The 20135-nt window shown below is 63.4% G+C and carries 17 protein-coding genes, 1 tRNA gene and 1 pseudogene; 12 read left to right on the top strand and 7 right to left on the bottom strand.

The genetic code is table 11. The annotated features are described in order from the left end of the window. Nucleotides 1-913: 913 nt before the first annotated feature. Nucleotides 914-1732 (top strand): alpha/beta hydrolase, encoded by an 819-nt coding sequence (locus tag JHN45_RS38680; protein ID WP_201054234.1) that lies wholly within the window; start codon nucleotides 914-916, stop codon nucleotides 1730-1732. Here JHN45_RS38680 and JHN45_RS38675 read toward each other — a convergent pair. Then, nucleotides 1722-3323, bottom strand: coding sequence for a helix-turn-helix transcriptional regulator (locus JHN45_RS38675; RefSeq protein WP_236584588.1), 1602 nt, complete (start codon nucleotides 3321-3323; stop codon nucleotides 1722-1724). The genes JHN45_RS38680 and JHN45_RS38675 overlap by 11 nt on opposite strands. A gap of 194 nt (nucleotides 3324-3517) precedes the next feature. Between JHN45_RS38675 and JHN45_RS38670 the strand changes: the two genes are divergently transcribed. Continuing rightward, nucleotides 3518-3934, top strand: coding sequence for an ATP-binding protein (locus JHN45_RS38670; RefSeq protein WP_201054233.1), 417 nt, complete (start codon nucleotides 3518-3520; stop codon nucleotides 3932-3934). Nucleotides 3935-4361: 427 nt separating this feature from the next. Here JHN45_RS38670 and JHN45_RS38665 read toward each other — a convergent pair whose 3' ends face one another. After that, nucleotides 4362-5828 carry a hypothetical protein gene (locus JHN45_RS38665; protein WP_201054232.1) on the bottom strand — a complete coding sequence of 489 codons (1467 nt, stop codon included), beginning with the start codon at nucleotides 5826-5828 and terminating at the stop codon, nucleotides 4362-4364. A gap of 86 nt (nucleotides 5829-5914) precedes the next feature. Here JHN45_RS38665 and JHN45_RS38660 point away from each other — a divergent pair, with 86 nt between their 5' ends. From JHN45_RS38660 to JHN45_RS54835, 9 genes and pseudogenes are all read left to right on the top strand, one after another. After that, nucleotides 5915-6604 carry a hypothetical protein gene (locus JHN45_RS38660; protein ID WP_201054231.1) on the top strand — a complete coding sequence of 230 codons (690 nt, stop codon included), beginning with the start codon at nucleotides 5915-5917 and terminating at the stop codon, nucleotides 6602-6604. A gap of 233 nt (nucleotides 6605-6837) precedes the next feature. After that, on the top strand, nucleotides 6838-7167 hold the full coding sequence (locus tag JHN45_RS38655; RefSeq protein ID WP_201054230.1) for a hypothetical protein: 330 nt from the start codon (nucleotides 6838-6840) through the stop codon (nucleotides 7165-7167). Between the two features lie 326 nt (nucleotides 7168-7493). Continuing rightward, nucleotides 7494-7766, top strand: coding sequence for a hypothetical protein (locus JHN45_RS38650; RefSeq protein WP_201054229.1), 273 nt, complete (start codon nucleotides 7494-7496; stop codon nucleotides 7764-7766). Next, nucleotides 7763-7960 (top strand): hypothetical protein, encoded by a 198-nt coding sequence (locus tag JHN45_RS38645; protein WP_201054228.1) that lies wholly within the window; start codon nucleotides 7763-7765, stop codon nucleotides 7958-7960. The genes JHN45_RS38650 and JHN45_RS38645 overlap by 4 nt, the downstream gene beginning before the upstream one ends. Beyond that, complete coding sequence (locus tag JHN45_RS38640) at nucleotides 7957-8136, top strand: hypothetical protein (RefSeq protein ID WP_201054227.1); 180 nt, start codon at nucleotides 7957-7959, stop codon at nucleotides 8134-8136. Before JHN45_RS38645 ends, JHN45_RS38640 begins: the two co-directional genes overlap by 4 nt. Nucleotides 8137-8357: 221 nt before the next feature. Continuing rightward, complete coding sequence (locus tag JHN45_RS38635; protein WP_307783316.1) at nucleotides 8358-8954, top strand: MT-A70 family methyltransferase; 597 nt, start codon at nucleotides 8358-8360, stop codon at nucleotides 8952-8954. A 470-nt stretch (nucleotides 8955-9424) separates the two neighbouring features. Further along, complete coding sequence (locus JHN45_RS38630) at nucleotides 9425-11308, top strand: type IV secretory system conjugative DNA transfer family protein (RefSeq protein WP_236584587.1); 1884 nt, start codon at nucleotides 9425-9427, stop codon at nucleotides 11306-11308. 298 nt (nucleotides 11309-11606) lie between these two features. Further along, nucleotides 11607-12470 (top strand): replication-relaxation family protein, encoded by an 864-nt coding sequence (locus JHN45_RS38625; RefSeq protein WP_201054226.1) that lies wholly within the window; start codon nucleotides 11607-11609, stop codon nucleotides 12468-12470. A 90-nt stretch (nucleotides 12471-12560) separates the two neighbouring features. Continuing rightward, nucleotides 12561-13370 (top strand): annotated as a pseudogene (locus JHN45_RS54835) (recombinase family protein); the annotation flags it as partial. A 21-nt stretch (nucleotides 13371-13391) separates the two neighbouring features. Here JHN45_RS54835 and JHN45_RS38615 read toward each other — a convergent pair. The 4 genes from JHN45_RS38615 to JHN45_RS38600 all read right to left on the bottom strand — a co-directional run bounded on the left by JHN45_RS38615 (nucleotide 13392) and on the right by JHN45_RS38600 (nucleotide 14871). Next, nucleotides 13392-13664, bottom strand: coding sequence for a hypothetical protein (locus JHN45_RS38615; protein ID WP_201054225.1), 273 nt, complete (start codon nucleotides 13662-13664; stop codon nucleotides 13392-13394). A gap of 18 nt (nucleotides 13665-13682) precedes the next feature. After that, on the bottom strand, nucleotides 13683-14141 hold the full coding sequence (locus JHN45_RS38610) for a hypothetical protein (protein WP_201054224.1): 459 nt from the start codon (nucleotides 14139-14141) through the stop codon (nucleotides 13683-13685). 169 nt (nucleotides 14142-14310) lie between these two features. Continuing rightward, a tRNA-Val gene (locus JHN45_RS38605) sits at nucleotides 14311-14385 on the bottom strand. A 39-nt stretch (nucleotides 14386-14424) separates the two neighbouring features. Then, nucleotides 14425-14871 carry an SRPBCC family protein gene (locus JHN45_RS38600; protein ID WP_200711368.1) on the bottom strand — a complete coding sequence of 149 codons (447 nt, stop codon included), beginning with the start codon at nucleotides 14869-14871 and terminating at the stop codon, nucleotides 14425-14427. 65 nt (nucleotides 14872-14936) lie between these two features. On the opposite strand from JHN45_RS38600, the gene JHN45_RS38595 reads away from it, so the two are divergent. Continuing rightward, nucleotides 14937-17369, top strand: a complete 2433-nt coding sequence (locus tag JHN45_RS38595; protein WP_201054223.1) for an SCO7613 C-terminal domain-containing membrane protein — start codon at nucleotides 14937-14939, stop codon at nucleotides 17367-17369. Nucleotides 17370-17376: 7 nt separating this feature from the next. On the opposite strand, the gene JHN45_RS38590 is transcribed toward JHN45_RS38595, so the two are convergent. Continuing rightward, on the bottom strand, nucleotides 17377-20109 hold the full coding sequence (locus tag JHN45_RS38590; RefSeq protein WP_201054222.1) for a Tat pathway signal sequence domain protein: 2733 nt from the start codon (nucleotides 20107-20109) through the stop codon (nucleotides 17377-17379). Between the last annotated feature and the right edge of the window lie 26 nt (nucleotides 20110-20135).

Raw genomic sequence — 20135 nt, 5'->3', positions numbered from 1 at the left:
GACATAGAGGCACCCCCCCGCTTTTGAGGGGTTCAGGGTGGCAGGTTGCGTGTGGTTATGACCCTCTGTTATTTCAGCATGGATTGTCGCCATCGCATGGTCTTTTCTACCAACCTAAACGGAGACATCATGTATGAACTCTGGAGCACATAAATCATCAACCGCTAAGCCACCACTCAGTACAACTGTTCGCGCGAGGGCTAGTGGACGGCTCGTCTTAGGTGAGTCCGCTAGCGAAGCGGAGGCCGCAAGATTTCGGTTTGCTTTAGAGCCAGCCAGCGGTGACGGCGTGGTCGTGCACGAGACGTTCGACAAGACTCAAGACGGCGTGCGTAAAATCGCATTCATTGAGAACTATGAATATTTTGACGTGACCATCACAGCGACACGCATAGAGTTGTAGCCACCTCTCGGACACTACCGGCCATTCTTGGAGATAAAACAAATCGGGCCTCCGGCGCAATGCCGGAGGCCCGAACACTACTTACTCCCCCGCGCAACCTTTGCCCACTGGACGTAGACCTTCACCAGCTCCAACACGTCCGCCCGAGCATCAACCCGGAGGAACGGAAAGACAAGGAGCAGATAGAGAACGCCAACACTCCCGACCGCGAGCGGTACGTGAGCCAAGAACGTGGACAGACTGTTGCTGGTGAAGCCTTGCAGTGCATTTACCAGGGTCTGAAACCATTCCAACTGAGATACTTCCTTTCGGTGAACGAACCATTACAAGTCTCCCTTTCGGCTAACGCCGTACATGGGATTTCAGTGCAGGCTGTTCTGAAAGTTGTAAGCAGCTGGAAGACTGCGGCCCTGGCGGTCCGCCGTCGGGGTGAACTTACCATGCTACAAAGCGATTTGGGCCTTGATCTCTACCTATCGGCACCCTACGTTGCACCTTAGGCTTGCCTACATGGCGACTGACAGCGTGAGCGTTCGAACCCTTGACGGTCTACAACTTGCGGGCACCCTCGAACGTCCCCAGGAGGAACCTGCTCAGGCCGTGCTCCTGGTGCACGGCGGCGGTGTCACCCGCGAAGAAGGGGGCTTCTTCACTCGGCTTGCAACTAACCTCCGCGAAGTCGGTGTTGCCAGCCTGCGCTTCGACCTGCGCGCCCATGGCGAGAGCGAAGGACGTCAGGAAGAGCTGACGCTCTCCATGATCCTCAATGACATTCGCGTCATGCTGGCCCACCTACGAGAAGTAACCAGGGCCAGCGACGTCACCCTGCTCGGTGCCAGCTTCGGCGGCGGCATCTGTGCCTACTACGCAGCCAAGCGCTCCGACGAGGTCTCGCGCCTCGTGCTGTTCAACCCCCAGCTCGACTACAAGCGGCGGACGATCGACAGTCGGTCGTACTGGACGGACGACGTCATCAATGACGAGGCCGCGGCCGAGCTGACCAAGCACGGTGCCATCCAGTTCACGCCAACGCTCCGCCATGGTCGCCCAATGCTGAACGAGGTCTTCTGGCTCAAGCCGCACGAAGCACTGGGCGAAGTCCAGGCTCCGACCCTCATCGTGCACGGCACGGCTGACACGCTGGTGCCCTTCGAATCCTCCCGAGACGCCGTTCCGCGCTTCACGGCCCCCGTGCAGCTCGTACCCGTGGAAGGTTCGCAGCACGGCTTTGCCGTCCACGACGACCCGCAGTACCTCGACCCCCAGAGCCAGAAGTACCAGGCGTTTGTCATTCGTACCGTGGCGAACTGGATCACCGCTACGCCGTAAGCGTCTCGCGGAATTCTCGGACGGCGGGCCGGCCACGCCACCGATCGAGGGTCAGCAGGACTTCGCCGAGGACACGCACGGTGCGCTCCGACTTCATCTCGTGCGCCACTGCTGCGGACGCCTTGCCAACCTTGGCGGCCTCGTCCGGTTCGCCGCTGAGCGCCAGTGCCGCCGCACGCCGGGCGTTGAAGAACCCCGTGTCGCGGCGGGATAGCGTTCCGGCGTTGAGTACGTCGCTGAACAGGTCGACGGCGAGGCTCGGCTTCCCGGCTTCGGTGTAGGTAATGGCGTCCCGCAGCACACGCGTCGGCCCCGTGAAGTACGCCCCGAGTTCATCCGGTGCGTCCTCGGCCGCGTTGGTCAACAACGCTTCGGCGTCTGCCAGTTGACTGCGCACCACGTCTAGCGGATCGCCCAGCATGGCCCGGCCGAGCGCTTCTTGCTGTGTGACCTCGGCTCGCACTCGCGCCGGCAGCTGCCACCGATCGCTTCCGGCCGCCTGGGCGAGGGTCAGCATCCGCAGTGCGTCGCGCTCGTCGTACGCCATCTGTGACTTCTTCAGTAGGACGTACCCCTGCATGGCGGCGTTGTCGGCTTCTTGGGCCCACTCCATCGCACGGTCGTACCAGAACACGGCGGCTTGCGGTTTCTGGATATCGCGGTACAGCCACCCCGCGAACTCGGCTCCGTCTGCGCCGACGGCAAGCAGCTCGCGTCGCACTTCCGGCTTCACGTCCCGAGCGTGGCTCTCGACCGCACCAAGCAAGCCGAGCATGACGGGCAGCGTCTTCTTCGGGCCGAGTGCGCCGTCGTCGCGCTTGGCTTTGTCCAGGACCCTGCGGAAGTAGTCGACCACCGGACCGTCGAAGTAGCGGTGCGCGTCGTCGAGGGCACTGGCAACATGTTGCAGTTCGTCCAGTCCGAGACCGGGCAGTGCTACCGCAGCAACGCCGCCCTTGAGGAACTCGCGGCGATTGAAGGGGTTCATGGGATCTCGCTCTGTGGCTTGGGCGGACGCATCCGCCGAGGAACCAACCAAGCTGCCCAAACCGCTCGCCGCGATCGTCTCGGCGTCGACAGGAACAAGTACGGCACGACCGTTAATCACGACCGGCAACAAGCCGCCGGCCTGCTTGGTCTCCGTTGTCAGTGCTGCGGGCTGGACCACCGAAGGGGTCGCCTCGGTAGACGCCGCCTCCCTACGCACGGGCAGCTTGAACCACAGTAGGTCTGCCGGAATCTTGAGGCTATGCGCCCATCTCATGAGTTTGCCGAGATCCTGCGGCGGCTTGCCGCTTTCGATCCGGCTGAGCTGAGCCTGGTTCAGGTCGAGCCAACCAGCCATCGCTTCTTGTGACAGCACCCGGCCGTGCCACGGGTTCGACCGGTAGGCGTAGAACACGCGTCCCATATGCCAACTGGCGAGCGCTTCTCGCATGGTGGGGTGTTGCCAGAACTCCGGCGGGACGCTGGGCGGATTGGCGACAACCGCAGCCGCGACCTTGCGCTGGCACGACGCACACCGATCGCCGTGGTTGTCACGAGCGAGCCGCGTTCCACAGGCGCAGTTTCGAGCTTGCTGCTGTGCCATGTACCGCTCTCCGTAAGGGCCTTGCCGGTATTGCCGGTGCCAAGCCTACGGACTTTAGGCCACCCTGCGGGGCCTGTCTATGCGCCCCATACATACCCGCCTATGCGGTAGCGCCATGACGTCCCCGTTTGCCCAACCCCCAAGCTCCTAGCGGTACATGGCACAGCAGCAAGCAACCGCAAGGGAGTGCCGATATGCCCCCGGAACACTTCGTCAGCCGACTGGAGCTGGCCGCTCAGGCAGATGCGGTGCGCTGGGCGAGACGACATGGACGTGACGTGCTCAGCGCCTGGCGCGTGCCGGACAACCACGTCGAGACCACCACGCTGGTCGTCTCGGAGTTGGTGACGAACGCCGTGCAACACGTGGTCAAGACCGCGCCGGCCACCGGGGCTGTTCGCTTGGCGTTGATCCTTCGGCACCGCGGCACTCACCTGGTCGTCGAGGTTGCCGACCCAGGCAATCGGCCGCCGCAGCGACAGGCGGTACCGGCACTGGCCGCTGAAAGCGGCCGAGGGTTGTTCATCGTGGAAACCGTCTCGAAGGAGTGGGGATATTACTTCCCGCCCACGGGCGGAAAAGTTGTCTGGTGCGTCCTCGCACTCGACTAGCGCTTCTAGTAACAAGCCCATGGCGACCGTTTCGGGCTAAGGGTCGCACGTCTCGCAAATCCCGTTCACCTGCGGGAGTTCACCCATGCCCGCTTCCGGGTTAGAACCCGCGTACGGCTACCTGCGTGTCCACGATGCCTCTCGCGAAGAAGTGGCGCTACTGGAGAAGCAGTTGAAGGAGTACGCCGAGGCACACAATCTCAACTTGCGGCAGATCTACCCTGAGCGTCACAGGGTTCTTCGCGTTGGAGGACTTGGTGACTGGCTCGTGGAGGGTGGCGTGCAACACCTCATCGTGCCGTCGCTCGACCACGTCAGTACGCACCCGATCGCACGCCTGGTGTTCTGTGAGGCGGTGTGTCTTGATGCTCGGGCAGAGTTGCACGAAGCATGTTCGGACGATGTAGGTGCGTAATGTCCGACCCCGCTATGAGCCCTGCCCGACCTTGTTATTTGGTGCGGACTGGCACGCGATACCGTCCGGGCCGTACAGCTTCGGATCAACCGGTGCGACGGAATAGAGATCCGTCAACACGTTCGAGTTGATGCTGGTGTAGTGCAAGGCGCTGAGTTTAGCTCGTCCCGCAGCCGATACCTGGTTGCGATTCGTGGGGCACAAGTCAGCGCTCACTCGCATGAGGAGCGGCTTACCATCCTGACCGTTGAGCATTTGCGTATAACTCTTGCCATTGACCACATAATCGAACGCCACGTTGAACGTATAGGCGTACAGATTCGTCGCAAATAGTAGCTCGAAGCTGTCCTTCTTTTGCGCTGTAACGTCAGAGTGCCGCGTTGCTTGCCAAGCCTTCCCTGTCTGCGGGGTGACCCCGATCGGGCTGGGTTTATCAAGGTCATAGGTTATATCTTCGTTTCCACCGCCTTGCCCCTGAATAATGAACGCTTTGCCAGTGAAGACCGGTAGACGTTTCAGATTGACGACGCGAACATCGTGGATAGTAGCCTGTACCTGACCGACGGTACGCACATCCACGGATAGGGCTGCACCACCGAGCAGATATCCACCCGCCTTCATCTCATGTGCGGGCAGCGAATGCACTTCGGACGAGATTTCGGCTGGCATTTTTGTCTGTGTGAACAGACCAGACGGAGCGGAAGCTACTGCATTCGGAGGAAAGACTGCACTTTCGCCGAGGTTCACGTCGGCGATGTAGGCATCTGGAGCAGTGAGCGCAAGGTACTTGCTACCCTTACTTGAGGACGCAGAAGCGTCACCACCAGAACGCAACTCGGCGTAGACAATGCCACCCGCCACTAGCGCGGCAACCAGTACAGTGGCCGTAAAAAGCACTGCATGTTGTCGGCCAAACCGTCGACGTACGTGTGTCGCCTCAGGAGTGGGATTTCCCACCGATGGAACACTCGTTCCGTGGTCAGGCTGCGGCACGGGCACCGCGTTAGCGGATGCGTGTGCGCTTGGAACTAGCTGTTCCGCGATTTGATCGAGAGCATGCTTGAAGTCAGCATCTCCAGTGCTCACCTTGATTTTCAGAGACGCCCGCTCGTCACTCGCAAGCCACAAACGGCGATCCTCAAGGGTTTGCGCCCTCAGTTTTGGGTCGTCATGGATATTAAAGTTTGCCCGCACAACCTGCTCGTACTGCCTTTTGCGTCGCTCACCCCAAACTTGCTGTCGCGCTGGCCGCGGTTCAGAAAACGTTGCAATGTGCGCTTCTAGCTTTTCCCTAACATCCTGACGTACCTCATTAGAACTGCGTGACAGATCGAGCTGCCAATACCGCTGCAGTGGGCTCAATTTACCATGCAGTTCCTTAACAAGATCTGGGCGTTCTACGCCGAGTTGTTGGCTCAGTAGCTGCAAAGCCTTCCAGACCGCCGCCTGGTCATCTGCCGTCGAATTCTCGGCGTTCACCACACGCTCCCCATATACACCCGCCAGTTTGCCGCAGTGTACCGTGCTCCTTTTATGCTTGCATAAACTTTACCAATGTGTTATAAATGTTGTTTGTTAAACAAGGCGACAACGCAATGAGTAATTTTGAACAAGTACCATACGACCGGGAACTCCCAGAACATTCCGATCACTGGCGAAGCTCCGTTGAGAGATTTTCGGTCCTGTCTCCCAGGGAAATCGTAGCGGCTGCACAGCTCATTACCCACCCAGGCGCACTACGAACTGACGCCCGCAGCGTGGTTGATCTTTTTGAAGATGACATAAATGGTTACGTCGACAGTATTTCCGGAGTTGACCCTGCTAGAGGCAAAGAGGTTCTCGACGCCTTCGCCGATAGCGCCGATCCGGAGATGCGTCAAAAAGCAGGTGGATATTCAGCATTCGACTTAGCAAAAGCTGATCACGATGCTGGCCTAGCACTCTATCACCGTGGCATGGGTGACCCGGACACACGTGTTCGCGAGTGGTCTGAAGATTTGCTTGATTCGCACATCGCTGAGTCCGTCGAAGAACGCGACGGCGAACATTTCAACCGACGTGGGCTCCGTGTGCTCCCACTGGTAAATGAGGCTAAGTTACGCGAATGGACTGGACTTAATGTTCAAGACGTCCACGACCTCTACGTTACGTATGCCTATGCCGAAAACGGTCTCTATCACGACGTTGCCCTAGGGCATCTCGCCCTCGCCAAGCTTGCCGTCGTCGAGCCTCCAGCTACTCCAGACCAAGGCTGAGATACCTCCGTCTGTCCGGCAGAGCAGTGCTTTCCCACTAGTCACTAGTGACTCTGACCTGCGGTTCTCCGCTTGTCACTAGTCACAATTCGTCGCTTGGCCGACCTCATGCTTAGCGTTCTTCTCACAAGCCACGGCGCACCGAAGCCAGCTTGGTAATCCCTCCTCTGCGAACGTTCCTAGGGACCACCATGCCTCATTCGGTGTGCCTCCAACTGAGAAGGAGTGACCCAATGGGCAGTAGCAGTGAGATCGAACTAAGGGGCTTCGGTCGAGGTGGCAGCCGGGGAGAGCTGTCTAAGCGCAGTTCTCGCGAACTGCGGGCAGTCCAGGAAGGTGGAACCCTCGACCTGGCCCGTCTTGCGGGTGAGAGCGACTACACCGAGCTGCGGGCGATGTTCCGGAAGCGCATCACCGAAGACGGCATGCGCGACATAGCCGACGTCACCCAAGTCGCCGTACAACTGGCTGCGGGCGACCAGTTCCTCGCCACCCTGCTGATCCCGATCGTGCAGGAATACGGGCGGCAGACCGCACAGGATATCCGCAACTTCGGCCGATGAGCGCCGTGGTCGAGTGCGCAGAACAGTTGCTCCTCATGTTCGCGTCCATCGCCGTGACTCTGGCTCTCGCGCTAGTCGTCTGTTGGCCGGTGTACGAGTTCAAGCAATGGATGGAGCGTCGGCGGCAAAATCGACGGTTCAACCGGAGAGCGATCAGCAATCTGCTGTCGTCGGCTCAGAGTTACGACCTGAACCGGCGACGCCTGCGGGGCGACACCTTGGACCAGATGCGGCACGTTGTTCGCAACCACCAAAGTGCAGGCCGAGGCCGCCGCAATTCGAGGCGACCATAAGCATCGCTCGTCGCGCCGCCGGCGGCGGCGGTAATGACCAGTGATGGAACTCATGTTGGCGTGGGCTATCCCGCCAGCTCCGCCGTTCCTCTGCCTTTGGCGTTGGAATGTCAAGTGGAAGATCATCGAAAGGATGTGATGCTAGCAATGCATCTCTGGGTACTGGTCGGCTTTGTCGTCGTGTATTACGTCGGCAGAGCTGTCCAGTTCTGGAACAGCCGGGACCAGCGTAAGACGGCCGCAGCAGTCGAGCACATCGGCAAGAAATTCAATGGCGACGGCGACAAGAATGGTGCGGCGAAATGAGTGACAACCGCGAAACTGTCACGCTCCTGCGGTCATGGCTTACGTCGGCTCGCTGGGGCCTGATCGACGCTCTCGTAGCACTTGAGCTGGCCGAGGAAGACCGACAAGAAAAAGCCAAACGGCAGCTACGCAACTCACTGCTCAGCCTGGATGAGTTTCGCAACTGCACCACTTTCGAGGAGTACCGGGGATGAACACCACCCCCGGCGGGTGGAACCAGCGCGCCGTGAGTGCGCTGGTTCTCATCCTGGCTATTGCCCTGGTGGGCCACTGGGTCTATATCCTGCTTCGGCCTCTAATCCCTTTCATCGTGACGGGGATTCTGTCGGTGCTGGTCTTCTCGATCATCTTCCAGCGGCGACGCTGGTGATGTGCGATTCGCTGTCGATAGCACAACAACTATTTCGCCGCCCGCTCAGCTGCGCATAACCGCCCTGTAACACCTTGCGCCCCTCGTTTGTCCGCTTGAATCTTCGCTCGAAGCTTCAAGCGAATGAACGATTTTCAAGCTCAGCAAGATGTTCTACATGTATACATGCCTCCGGCGGAAGTAACGGTCGGAGCGCATTAGAAAGGAGGGTAACAAAGCACGTGACTGATGTTTCATCATCGCGGGTGACCCCTACCCGCTTCCGCACCATCCTGGCCGATCCCCCGTGGGATCACCAGCAACAAGGCATTAAGGGGGCCGAACAGTACTATCGACTCATGAGCCTGAAACGCATCCGGGACATGCCGGTAGCCGACCTTGCCGAAGACAACGCGCACCTTTGGCTATGGGTGACCAATGCCAGTCTGCGTGACGGCTACGACGTGGCCGAGGCGTGGGGGTTCACCCCTCGCTCAATTCTCACCTGGGTGAAGTTTCGCCTCGGCCTGGGAGCCTATCTGCGCAACAGCACCGAACATCTGCTGTTCGGTACACGCGGCAAAGCTCCCGTGCACTTCAAGTCGCAGCCGACGTGGATCAACGCGCCGGTGCAAGAGCACTCTCAGAAGCCTGATGAGCAGTACGCCGTCATAGAGCGCATATCTGACGGCCCGTACTTGGAGCTGTTTGCCCGCAGAAAACCGCCCAGCACCCGCGACTGGTTCGTCTGGGGTAACGAAGTCGATACCGACATTCGTGTTCCCGGCTACCCGGTGCCCAGCGACCAATTCGACACCTCCGACAGCGAGAGGAGGTGATCTATGTCCTCACGAAAAGATCGGGGAAACCGCCCCCAACGTCGGTTCACCGTCAACGGAATCCGGCGGGAAGCGTCCGACGTCCGCAAGCTCGCACAAGCCTTGCTCGCGATGACGATGGCTGAGCGTCAGTGCCCAGAAGAGGACGAGACCCCAGAGGAGAGGGGGACAGAATGACTGGAGTCTTCACGCAGGGGCTTCAGTTCGTCCGGCTACACCTCCCACGACCTCTAGATCCTGAGACGGCGCTCGCCCTGGTGGGCCGGCTGTCAGCTGATCGTCAGGTCGGGAGGCTTGTATGGGAGGTTCGGACTGAAGGCGGCTACGTTCGCCATCTGCTCGGGGGACGACCCGTGGACGTGGCTCGACTGGGCCGGTTGCTCGAACACTTCCTCCCTGGCTGTCAGCTGGACGACACTCCCCCTGAGCGTCCCCTCGTACAGTCGGCGGGCCGGTTGCGAGTCCGTCCCTTGTACCTGCCGCTGAGCATGGATACGCCGGAGCACGTCTCCCGGGCCGTGCTGTCGGCCCTGGCCGTACCGCTCGGCATCGACGAAGCCCTTGTCGTGCAAGTCGTACTCGGTCCGCGCATTCTTCCCAGCGTGCTACCCGCCGAGGTGGCCGACCCCAGTCTTCCCCTCCTACCGCTTCTCCTGACCGGGACCAGGCCGGCCGCGACGGAGCTCCGTGTTCGGCTGCGAAAACGCGCCGAACATCCGGGCTTCATGGCGACGGTCCGGGTTGGCACAGCAGCGCCTACATGGCAGCGACGTGACGCGTTACTCCTGGGCGTGTTGTCAGGTCTGACGGTTGCTCAGGGCCCGGGTACTCGCATGCGCCTGGTACGAGACTCGGCGGTCCACTTGAACCGCGCTCGCTCGCCGTGGCTCTGGCCACTGCGCCTGTCGGTGCCGGAGCTGCTTGGACTGCTGGCATGGCCGCTTGGCGACAAGGAGCTACCTGGTCTGCCGTCCTTGCACCCCAAGCCGCTTCGCGTGGCGGCACGGGTGCATCAAGGACAACGGGTCTTCGCTCGCAGCGCTGCTCCCGGCGACAACCGGCAAGTGGGCATCTCTCCGCAGGATCAGACGTTCCACGGCGTCGCCTACGGACCATCGGGGTCGGGCAAGTCGAACGTTCTGCTTCACCTGATCAGCGCCGACATCGCAGCGGGTCGACCGGTGGTGGTGCTCGACCCGAAGCGACAGCTCATCGACGACATCTTGGCCCGCGTACCGTCGCATCGGGTAGACGACATTGTTGAACTGAATGCCGCCGATGAAAGCCCGGTGGGCTTCAATCCGCTGGACATCGGGGTCCGTGATCCGGACGTCGTAGCTGACTGCATCTTGGCGGTCTTCGCGGCAGTGTTCGCTGACGGCTATGGTCCCCGTACGGCAGACATCTTTTCCTCTGCTCTGCGCACCCTCGCCCGCGGCAGTACTCCGAACGCACCAGCTACCTTGACTGATTTGCCTCGATTGCTGGCCGAACCAGCATTTCGTCGTTCGTATGTCGGCCGAGTGCAAGGAGACCTCGCGCTTGCCCAATTCTGGGCTTCGTGGGATGAGCTAGGACCCGCCGCCCAAGCTGCCGTCTTGGCTGCACCCATGAACAAACTGCGCCAGTTCTTGCTTAGGCCGGCGGTGGTGCGGATGCTGGATCAGCGACAGGGGCGTTTCCGGTTGCGAGACACCTTCCGGAAGAACAAGGTCGTGCTCATCCCCCTGAACGAGGGACTGATCGGGCCTGGCGTAGCGAGCTTGCTTGGCAGTCTAGTTATTGCCGAAGTCTGGCAAGCCGTCCAGGAACGGGCGGGCGAAGCTGGAGCACAACAGCACCCCGGAGTTGTCTACGTCGACGAGGCTCCTCGCTTCGTGCATCTGCCGACTTCTCTCGCTGATGCTTTGGCGATCTCCCGTAGCTTGTCTGTCGGCTGGTTCCTGGCAGCTCAGTTCCGCAGTCAGTTCCCGACTGAACTACGAACGGCCGTAGACATCAACGCTCGGAGCAAGATTGCCTTTGCGACCGAAGCTGATGATGCCCGCGACCTCGCCGCCAAACTCGCCCCAGATTTGGAGGCTGAGGACTTCATGGCGCTTCCTCGTTTCCATGCTTACGCCAACCTCGTTGCCGACGGCGCTCCATCTGGCTGGGGATTGGTGCGTACGCTGCCGCCATCAGAAGTCATTGCTGATCCCGCAGCTATCCGGGCAACCGCTCGGGCCAACTATGCACCCGTTCCATCCAGCTCGGCAACCACGGTCGTAGACGCCGACAAACCATCTCAGCAACCTACCCAAGCCCCACAGCAGTTCGGCCGTAAACGCCGAAACCAAACCGATGCGTCGTGAGCCTCCATGAGGCGTACGGGACTTCATGGATCAGGAGCCAGTGGTTTCCTCGCCCCTCTGTTCGCTGCTCTATCCATGACGGAGATCATCGGCAGGTTCGTACAGGTCAGCCAGGGTCACGGCTGCTGTGCGGGAGGGGACTGACTGATCCCACAGCGCTTTAACTCGCGCTCCCGGGTTGTCGTGCCTCACGCAACAATCATCCTGGAACCTCTACAGCGTCTATTACATCTTTGGCGGCCAGTGGCGCGGCACAATTTTGATTTTTCGAAAAGGAAAACTAAAGGAAGGAAACTAAATGAAGTACAACGATATAGCTAGCCTACTTGAAGCGCTCTCCGAGCGTGATCTATCCATTCTTGAATCTCTGCGCACGCACCGTGCACTCACTACCATTCTTATTCGCCGCCTGCACTTCCCGATTGCCAGCGAACCACACGAGGCAGGCAGCGGCAAGAGCCATGCGACCGAAATGGCTGCCGCCGTCGCCACCATCCGTGTCCTGACCCGGCTGGAATCGCATCGCCTCATTACACGTCTCCAGCGCCGAATTGGAGGCGTACGTGCTGGCAGCTCCGGCATTGTGTGGCAGCTCGGTGCGGGCGGCGAGCGACTACTGCGTGCTCGTCATGGCGATCCTGCACGACGCCGCTACAGCGAACCGTCTCCAAATTTCATAGCTCACACTCTCGCCGCAGCCGACTTGGCAATTCGTCTCTATGAGTTAGCTCGACGTGGCGTGATTGAGTTGCTGCGAATCGAGGCCGAGCCCGAGTGTTGGCGCACTTTCCTGTCGACTCACGGAGCTCGCCAATGGCTAAAGCCCGATCTGTTCGCGATTACGGCACAGGGCGACTACGAACATCACCTCTTCATAGAGGCCGACAATGCCACCGAGCACGCTCCGGCAATTGTGCGGAAGGCGCTCCAATATCGTCGATATGCGAGTACAGGCATCCACCAGCAAGAGCACGGAGTATTTCCGTACGTGGTGTGGGTCGTGCCTGACGATAAGCGAAAGAACGCTATAGGTGCCGCATTGACGAACGAACCACAGTTGCACGACCTCACCAACGGCGGCCTCTTCCATGTCGTAACCGCTGCGGAGTTTCCAGCATTCGTTACGAGTGACCTTGGAGGCACGGCTAGCCCTAGTGGCTAACCGCCCAAAATACCCCTCGGCAACTAGCAATAACGGAGTTACCATTAGGGTAATGAATTCCAATAAAGCAAGAAAGGGGAAATTTGAAGCATGCCAACAAAGAATATACTCATAGGACGCATCATCGGGGATGACTACGTAGCGTATCTCCGCGTCTCCTCCAGAGGTCAGGTGAACACCGACTACAACCCTGAAGGCATCTCAATACCCGCACAACGCGAAAAAATCCACGAGCGAGGGGTGGAACTCGGTTCCGTAAAAGTGGCCGAGTTCATCGACCCCGGGCGGACGGCAACGACGATCGACCAGCGGCCCGAGTTCCAGCAGATGATCGCCTACCTGCGCGAACACCCCAACGTCCGCTACGTCATCGTCTACATGCTCAGCCGCTTCGCTCGGAACCGGCTGGACGACGCGATCATGGTTGCCACCCTGGAGAAGCTCGGCGTCAAGCTGATCTCTGCCGTCGAGAAGAACATCGACGACACCCCAACCGGCCGGATGTTGCACGGCATGCTTGCTGTGATCAACGAGTACTCCTCGAACCAGAGCGCCGAAGACATCAAGTACAAGATGGGGCAGAAGGCCAAGAACGGCGGCACCATCACTCGCACTCCCGTGGGTTACCTGAACACCGTCGAGCTTGTTGACGGTCGCCAGGTCCGCACGGTCGTCATCGACCCGATACGCGGTCCGTTCATCCGCTTGGCGTTCCAGCTGTACGCCACGGGCGAGTACACCGTGGACGAAGTGGCACAAGAACTGTACGACCGGGGGCTGCGCATGCCTCGCAACGCCCGGTACCCCGGGGAGCGAGGCATCTCCACCAACCGCCTCTACGTCGTCCTGCGCGACGACTACTACTGCGGCTGGATCACCCACGAGGGGAAGAAGTACAAAGGTCGTCACAAGCCTCTGGTCTCACCAGACCTCTTCGACCAGGTCCAGATGGTTGCCGACACTCGCAACAGCGCCCGCGAGTACCGACGTGTGCATCACCACGAGTTGAAGGGGTCGCTGTTCTGTGGCTCTTGCTACCGCCGTCGTGGTGAGCGTCGCCGCATGATCGTCCAGCACGCCACCAACCGGCACGGCACCGTCTACCGGTACTTCTTCTGCAATGGCCGCTTCGATCACATCTGTGAGCTGCCATTCGTGCCGATCGAACAGGTCGAGGAAGCCGTCGAGGAGCACTACGCCATGGTGCGCTTCTCAGCAGAGTTCGTCACAACCATGCGCGCTGAGCTGACCACGATGGTCGATGAGCAGCAGGCCACGACCAAGCTCCTCCAAGCCCAGCTCACGAAGCAGCTTCGTGCGCTCGACACCAAGGAGAACAACCTCATCGACCTGGCTGCCGACGGCAGCCTGCCCCAAGCAAAGATCAGGGCCAAACTGCAAGAGATCACCAAGCAACGGGATCGCCTGACGACTCGGCTGCACGACGTCGATGAAGACGTCGGTACCGCAGCCGAGATCATCGAGGCGTGCTTGCAGCTTCTGCAAGACCCGCAGGCGCTGTACCGACGCTGCGATGAACAACAGCGTCGCCGGCTGAACCAAGCTCTCTTCGAGGCTCTGTACATCGACGAGGACTTGAACGGCGACGTCCACGTGGACCACGTGCTCAAGGAGCCGTTCGACGCCTTGCACGCCGCCCACGGCCAGCACCAGGCCCCCACGGGGCCGCAAGAGGCCACGGCCAGCCTCCGGGCCGTCCTACTGGCCCCCAAACGGCAAAGCGCCCCTCCCCAGCCGGGGACGGGCGCTGGCCTGCAACTAACAGGGGCCGCCCTGGTGGGCGGCCCCTGGAAGGTACCGGGTTCCAATGAACTTCTTGTGGTGGGCGATACTGGGTTCGAACCAGTGACCTCTTCGGTGTGAACGAAGCGCTCTCCCACTGAGCTAATCGCCCGGGAACGGACTGAACAATACAGGCCCGCGCCGGTTTCCTTCAAACCGCTTCCAGGTGTGCGAGCAGCCCGCGCCGTCCGGCCCGCATCATCAGCGCGTGGTTGAGCCGGAACACCGGCCGCCCGGGTACGGCGAACCACCTGAGCAACGGCCGGTTCAGGTCGACCTCCTGGTCATAGCGGGCGAGCGTGCCGGAGCCGTCGGCCGTGAGCGTCCAGCGCGCCCAGCCCTCCAGGTCGCCGGTCATCGCGATCTCCAGCACCCCGGCGGCCGGATCGCGCCGCACTTCGCGCGCGGTGAAGGTCAGGGTGTACGGCAGGCTCGCGCGGATGCGGATGACGCCGGTGGTGTCGTCGAGCTGGTTCACCTCGCGCACCTGCGGCCACCAGCGCGGATACTCCTCGGCCCGCTCCAGGGCCGGGTAGACGACGGCGGGCGGGGCGGGCAGCTCCCACCGGGCGCGGAAGCGGTAGTGGGTCCAGTCCATGGCGGGAGTCTGCCCGCTGGGCGGCCCGTCTCCCGCGAACCAGGACCGTTTGAGTACCCGTACTCATGTCGTACGGCGTGACGGGGACCACACTCCGAGTCATGACGCACATTCCGCCCCCGGCCGTGGAGTTGCAGCTCCTCGATGCCGAGCTGCACCAACTGGACGCCCGCCGTGCGCAGTTGCTGCACCGCCGGGCCTGGCTCCTGACCGCGCTTCAGCCGGCCTGGTCCGCGCCCGTGCCGCCGCCGCGGCCCGCCGCCACGCCCCGCCGCGAGGCCACCGCACCCGGCGTGCAGAACCTGCTGCTCCTGCTCGGCGGCCTCCTGCTCACCCTCGCCGCGACGGCGTTCACGCTGGTCAGCTGGGGCAGCATGGGGATCGCGGGCCGGGCGCTGGTGCTGGGCGCGGTGACCCTGGCGGCGCTCGGCGCGCCCGTGCTCCTGCTGCGGCGGGGCCTGCGTTCCACGGCCGAGTCGTTCGCGGGCATCGGTCTCGTCCTGACGGTGCTGGACACCTACGCGCTGCACGAGGTCGCGTTCGCGGACGCGGACGGCGCGACCTTCGCGGCAGCGGCGACGACGGTCCTGGCCGCGCTGTGGGCGGCCTACGGCATCGGCACGGCGGCGCTCCCGAGGCCGGCCGTCACCCGCCCCGCCACTAGTACGGAGCCGGGCACGACCTTGGTCCTCCCGTTCCCCGCCGCGCTCGTGGTCGCCCAACTCACCTTGGTTCTCTGGGTGATCGCGGCCGGTGGAGGCATGCACACGATCACGGCGGCGGTGCTGATGACCGCCGTGATCGACATGATGATCGCGCTCCGGGTCGCCCCGAAGGCGGTGCGTGCCGTCGCCGTCGGCGGTGCGTTCGCGATGGGTGGCTGGGGCGTGCTGGCGGCCGGCCTGATCTCCTTGTCGGCGGCCGGCCCGGGCGCCGCCGCCCGTGCGGCGGCGCTCCTGGTCCTCGCGGCGGCGGGCGCGTTCGGCGCCGCATGGCTCGTCCCGGGCCCGAGGCTGCGGACGGTTACGGCTGCGACGGGCGGCCTGCTCGTGGTCGCCGCGCTCGGTGGCCTGCTGCGCGTGCCGCTGCCCTTCGACTGGACGGTTCTGGGCTATCTGGCGTGCGGAATCGGCCTGTTGGCGCTCGTACGGAGCCCGCTGCCGGAGCCGGTGCGCCGCGGTCTCGGCGGAGCCTCCGCCGCCGTACAGGCGATCGCGCTGCTGTGGACGGTGCCCGTCGTCGTCACCACCGTGTTCGGCCCGATCTCGTGGGTGTCCCGCGTCTGGTCCGGCGCGCCGGTCGACGCGCGTGCCGCGGCGACGCTGGACATCGGGTGGCCCGAACGCCAGACCGCCGCTCCCCTGGTGCTCGTGGCGGTCGCCGCGGTGCTGGCCCTCACGGTCCGCAGCACCACGTGGCGGCCCCGGGCCCTGCCGGCCGCCCTCACCCTGGCATGGCTGACGGCGACGATCGTCCCGGCCGCGCTGCAACTGCCGTACGCCATCGACCTGTTGGCACAGGGACTCATCGCCGTGGCCCTGCTCTGTCTCGCACACCGCACCGCCACGGTCCTCGCCCTGCTCACGTCCCTCGGCCTGGCCACCCTCTCGCTGGCCTCCGAACCGGCCACGCTCGCCGTACTCGCCTCGCTGACCGCCCTGTTGGCGGGCGCGGCCTGGCGCGGGCGCCTCGCACCGGTCTGCGCCGCCTTCTCCCTCGGCTACGCCACCGCTCTCGCCTGCGCGGTGGGCGCCTCTCTCAACTGGCAGCCCCAGCACACCGCGTTGCTGGTGCTCGTCGTACCGGTGACGGCCGCGCTGCTCGCCGCGCGTCTCACCGATCCGGTCACGACGGTGGTGGTCGAGGTCTCGGGCGCGGTCGCGGGCGTACTGGCGATCGGTCTCGCGACGACCGAACTGCCCATGCTCGCCTTGGTGTTGGCCCTGTCCGGAGTGATCGTGGCGGGCACGGCGACACGGCCCGAACGCAGGAACCTGGGCTACGCGGCCGCCGCCCTCTTCGTCCTCGCCAGTTGGGTGCGGCTGGGCGCGTGGAACGTCAACGACCCCGAGGCGTACACACTGCCGGTGACCGTCCCCGCGCTGTTCGTCGGCGCCCTGCGCAGGCGCCGCGACCCGAGCGCCACGTCCTGGACGGCCTACGGCCCCGGGCTCGCCGCCACGCTCGCGCCGAGCCTCCTCGCGGCCTGGACCGACCCGCACTGGACGCGCCCGCTGCTGCTGGGTACGGCCGCGTTGATCGTCACGCTGCTAGGCGCCCGCCACCGCCTCCAAGCACCCCTCGTCCTCGGCGGCACCACCCTCGCGCTGGACGCGCTGCACGAACTCGCCCCGTACCTCGCCCAGGTCGTCGGTGCCCTCCCCCGCTGGGCGCCTCCCGCCCTCGCCGGACTCCTGCTGCTCGCACTCGGCGCGACCTACGAGCAGCGGATCCGGGACGCCCGGCGGGTGCGAGAGGTCCTGGGGAGGATGAACTAGCCCTGCGCTAGGGCATCTTGTCGCCGAGCAACGCCAGGTTCTCGATGGCGGCGAGGCCGTACAGCGCGGTGTCGTTCGAGGACACCCATGCGGCCTCGCTACCGGGAACGAGAGTGACGGGACCGTTCAGCGCCTCCGTCTTCCACGGCGAGGACTCCATGTAGCCGTCCGAGCTGTAGAACTTCGTCCAGGCCCGCTTGGCGAGCGTCGCGTCGTCGAGCTGTACGGCGGCGTAGGCGTCGAGGCGTGAATGCCCCTGGAAGAGCAGCAGGGTGCCGAAGTTGGAGCCGTAGCGTGCCGCCTGTTCCGTCTTGGAGGCGTTGAAGTAGCGGCAGTAATCCATGTACACCTCCTTGAACTTGGGCATGTCGACGAGGTAAATCAGCTCGGCGCAGAGCTCGTTGAGACCGAAGACCGCCGAGAGGTGCGAGACGGAGACCACGGGCGCGGAGGCGACGGCGAACTTGCCGGTGTCGAGGTCGTACAGGCCGCTGCCCTGCACAAATCCGTTGGGCTGGGCGGCGATTGTCTCCATCGTCGACAGGACGCGCGCCTTGGCCTTCTCCCACTTGGGGCCCTTGCGCTCCCATTCGGTCAGCCAGGCCGACACCAACCCGCTCCAGTCGGTGCCGAATCCGATGGACAGGGCGTGCCGGTCGGGCGTGTACGGCGCGGTGCGGATCTTGCGGATCGGGTCGAGGACGAGGAACGTCTCGTCGGAGTCGACGTTCGCGGCCATGAGGTCGCCGACGCGTTCGTCCGCGGTGAGGAAGTAGTAGTAGCGCCGGTAGGTGGTGTTGGCGATCCGCTGCTGCTTGGCGCTGTCGGCGTAGTGCTGGACGCCGTGCCGGGTGCCCAGGCCGGCCCACTGTCCGAGGTGGTAGACGTCGACCTCGCCGGTGTGCCGGGTGAGCGCCTCGGCGAAGCGGAAGATGTCCGAGCGGCCCGAGCGGATGTACGCGAACCAGAGCCAGATGTCCGGCGACAGCTCGGAGTTGTCCCAGGCGTAGCCGCCGATGTCGTACCGCCACTGGTGACGCACGGTGTCGTAGGAGTGCATGAAGTCGCCGTAGTCCCAGAAGCCGTACCAACGGCGTTGCGCCACCTGGTCCTTGTAGTAGGTGAAGAGGAAGTCGAGGTGGTCCTCGATCTTCGCCTTGGCGGCGGTGGAGCGGTCGGGCTCGGAGTAGAGGCCGGGGCCGAAGACCTTGGACTTGATCAACTGCGCGGGCGGGGCGGCGAGTTGGGGCAACACCCGTACGGCGTCCACCTGTTGGGCCAGCACATCCGCCGAGGGTGTCGACTCGTTGGCCCAGAAGAGGAGTTCGGAGGTGCGGGCGATGCCGTACGGGGTGCCGAACTCGGGCTCGTAGTCCTCGTAGGTGATTTCGAGGCCCTGGAGCTGTTCGGCGTAGGTGTCCTGGCCCATGCCGTCGTGGTAGAAGCGCAGGTCCATCGGCTGGGCCTCGGGCGACCAGAGCCAGAGGGTGACCTCGGCCTCGTCGGTGTGCGCGTCGCGGATGTCGAGCTGCGCGGGGAACTTCTCCCAGAAGTCCCGCAGCCCGAAGGAGAATCCGCCGCTCGCCCCGCCGACGTACCCGAATCCGGACGCGTGCCCGCCACCGCCGGCGGGGATCCAGCCGTAGCCCTTCGTGGTGCGCTTGCGGAGGGTGAAGCCGTCGGCGGAGAGCTGGGAGAGGGTGTAGTCGCCCCACTTGGGGATGTACTGGAGGCGGGTCGTGACGCGTTGGTCCCAGGTGGACGGATCGGCCAGCTTCCGGCCCGCGTACTGGGCGGCCTGGACGCTCGCGCCCGGGTCGCGGCGCAGCCCGGTGATGCCCTGAACTGCCTCGCGCAGCAGGCCTGTTCCCTCGCCGCCTATGCGGATGTGGCGGTCGTAGGCCGCGTCCCGCATCGGCACGGTGAAGCGGACGCCGAGGCCGCGGATGAAGTCGCCGCTCGCCTTGCCCGGCTCCACAGTCCCATCGAAGGTGATCGTGTGGACCATGCGGAAGGAGTCGGCGCCCGCGTAGAAGTAGAGGCGGATCGAGAACGGCAGCCAACTCCGGCCGCCCTTGCGGTGTTTGCCGTCGATGCGGACCACCGCCCGCACCGGGCCGTCCTGTTCGACGGTGACCTCGCCGATCGCTCCGTCGAAGCGTTCGGTCTTCACCGCGCCCTGGTCCTCGTCCTCGATCTCCGGCTGGCGGATGAGGACGAGCCGGCCGTTCTTGGCGATCTCCGTGCCGCCCCTGGTGACCGACTTGATGAGGGTGGAGCCGTTCTTGCCGATCTTCGCGGTGATGACCCCGGTCGACACGTCGATGGTGCCGCCGCTCTTGTCGACGGTGACCTTCTTGTCGGGGGCGGCCGTGTCCCCGGCGGTGAGCGTGAGCTTGCCGGAGCCCGAACTCACCGCGTGCGCGGTCCACTTGAGCGATCCGTCGGGCCAGTAGGCGATCGGCCAGGACTGCACGGGAACGGCCGCTCCCCCGGCGTCCGTCAGCGCGAAGGTCTGGTCCTCCTGGTAGGTGCCCATCGGCCACGGCACACCGACCGTCGAACCGGGGGCGGCGCCGAGACCGCCGTCCTCCAGCCAGTCGAGGGTCACCGGATCGTCGGCCGCCGCGGTTCTGGGCGCGGCCTGGGCGTCTTTCGCCCCCAGCGCCCAGCTGAACTGCGCGGCGGCTCCGGCGGCAGCGGCGGCCTTGAGGAGGGACCTGCGGGGAATGGGAGACATGGCCTGTCCTACCTTTCAAGGGTGGT

This window comes from Streptomyces sp. MBT53 (assembly GCF_016654115.1).
In the GTDB taxonomy this organism is placed as follows: domain Bacteria; phylum Actinomycetota; class Actinomycetes; order Streptomycetales; family Streptomycetaceae; genus Streptomyces.
This window is presented reverse-complemented; position numbering and strand designations above follow the sequence as displayed.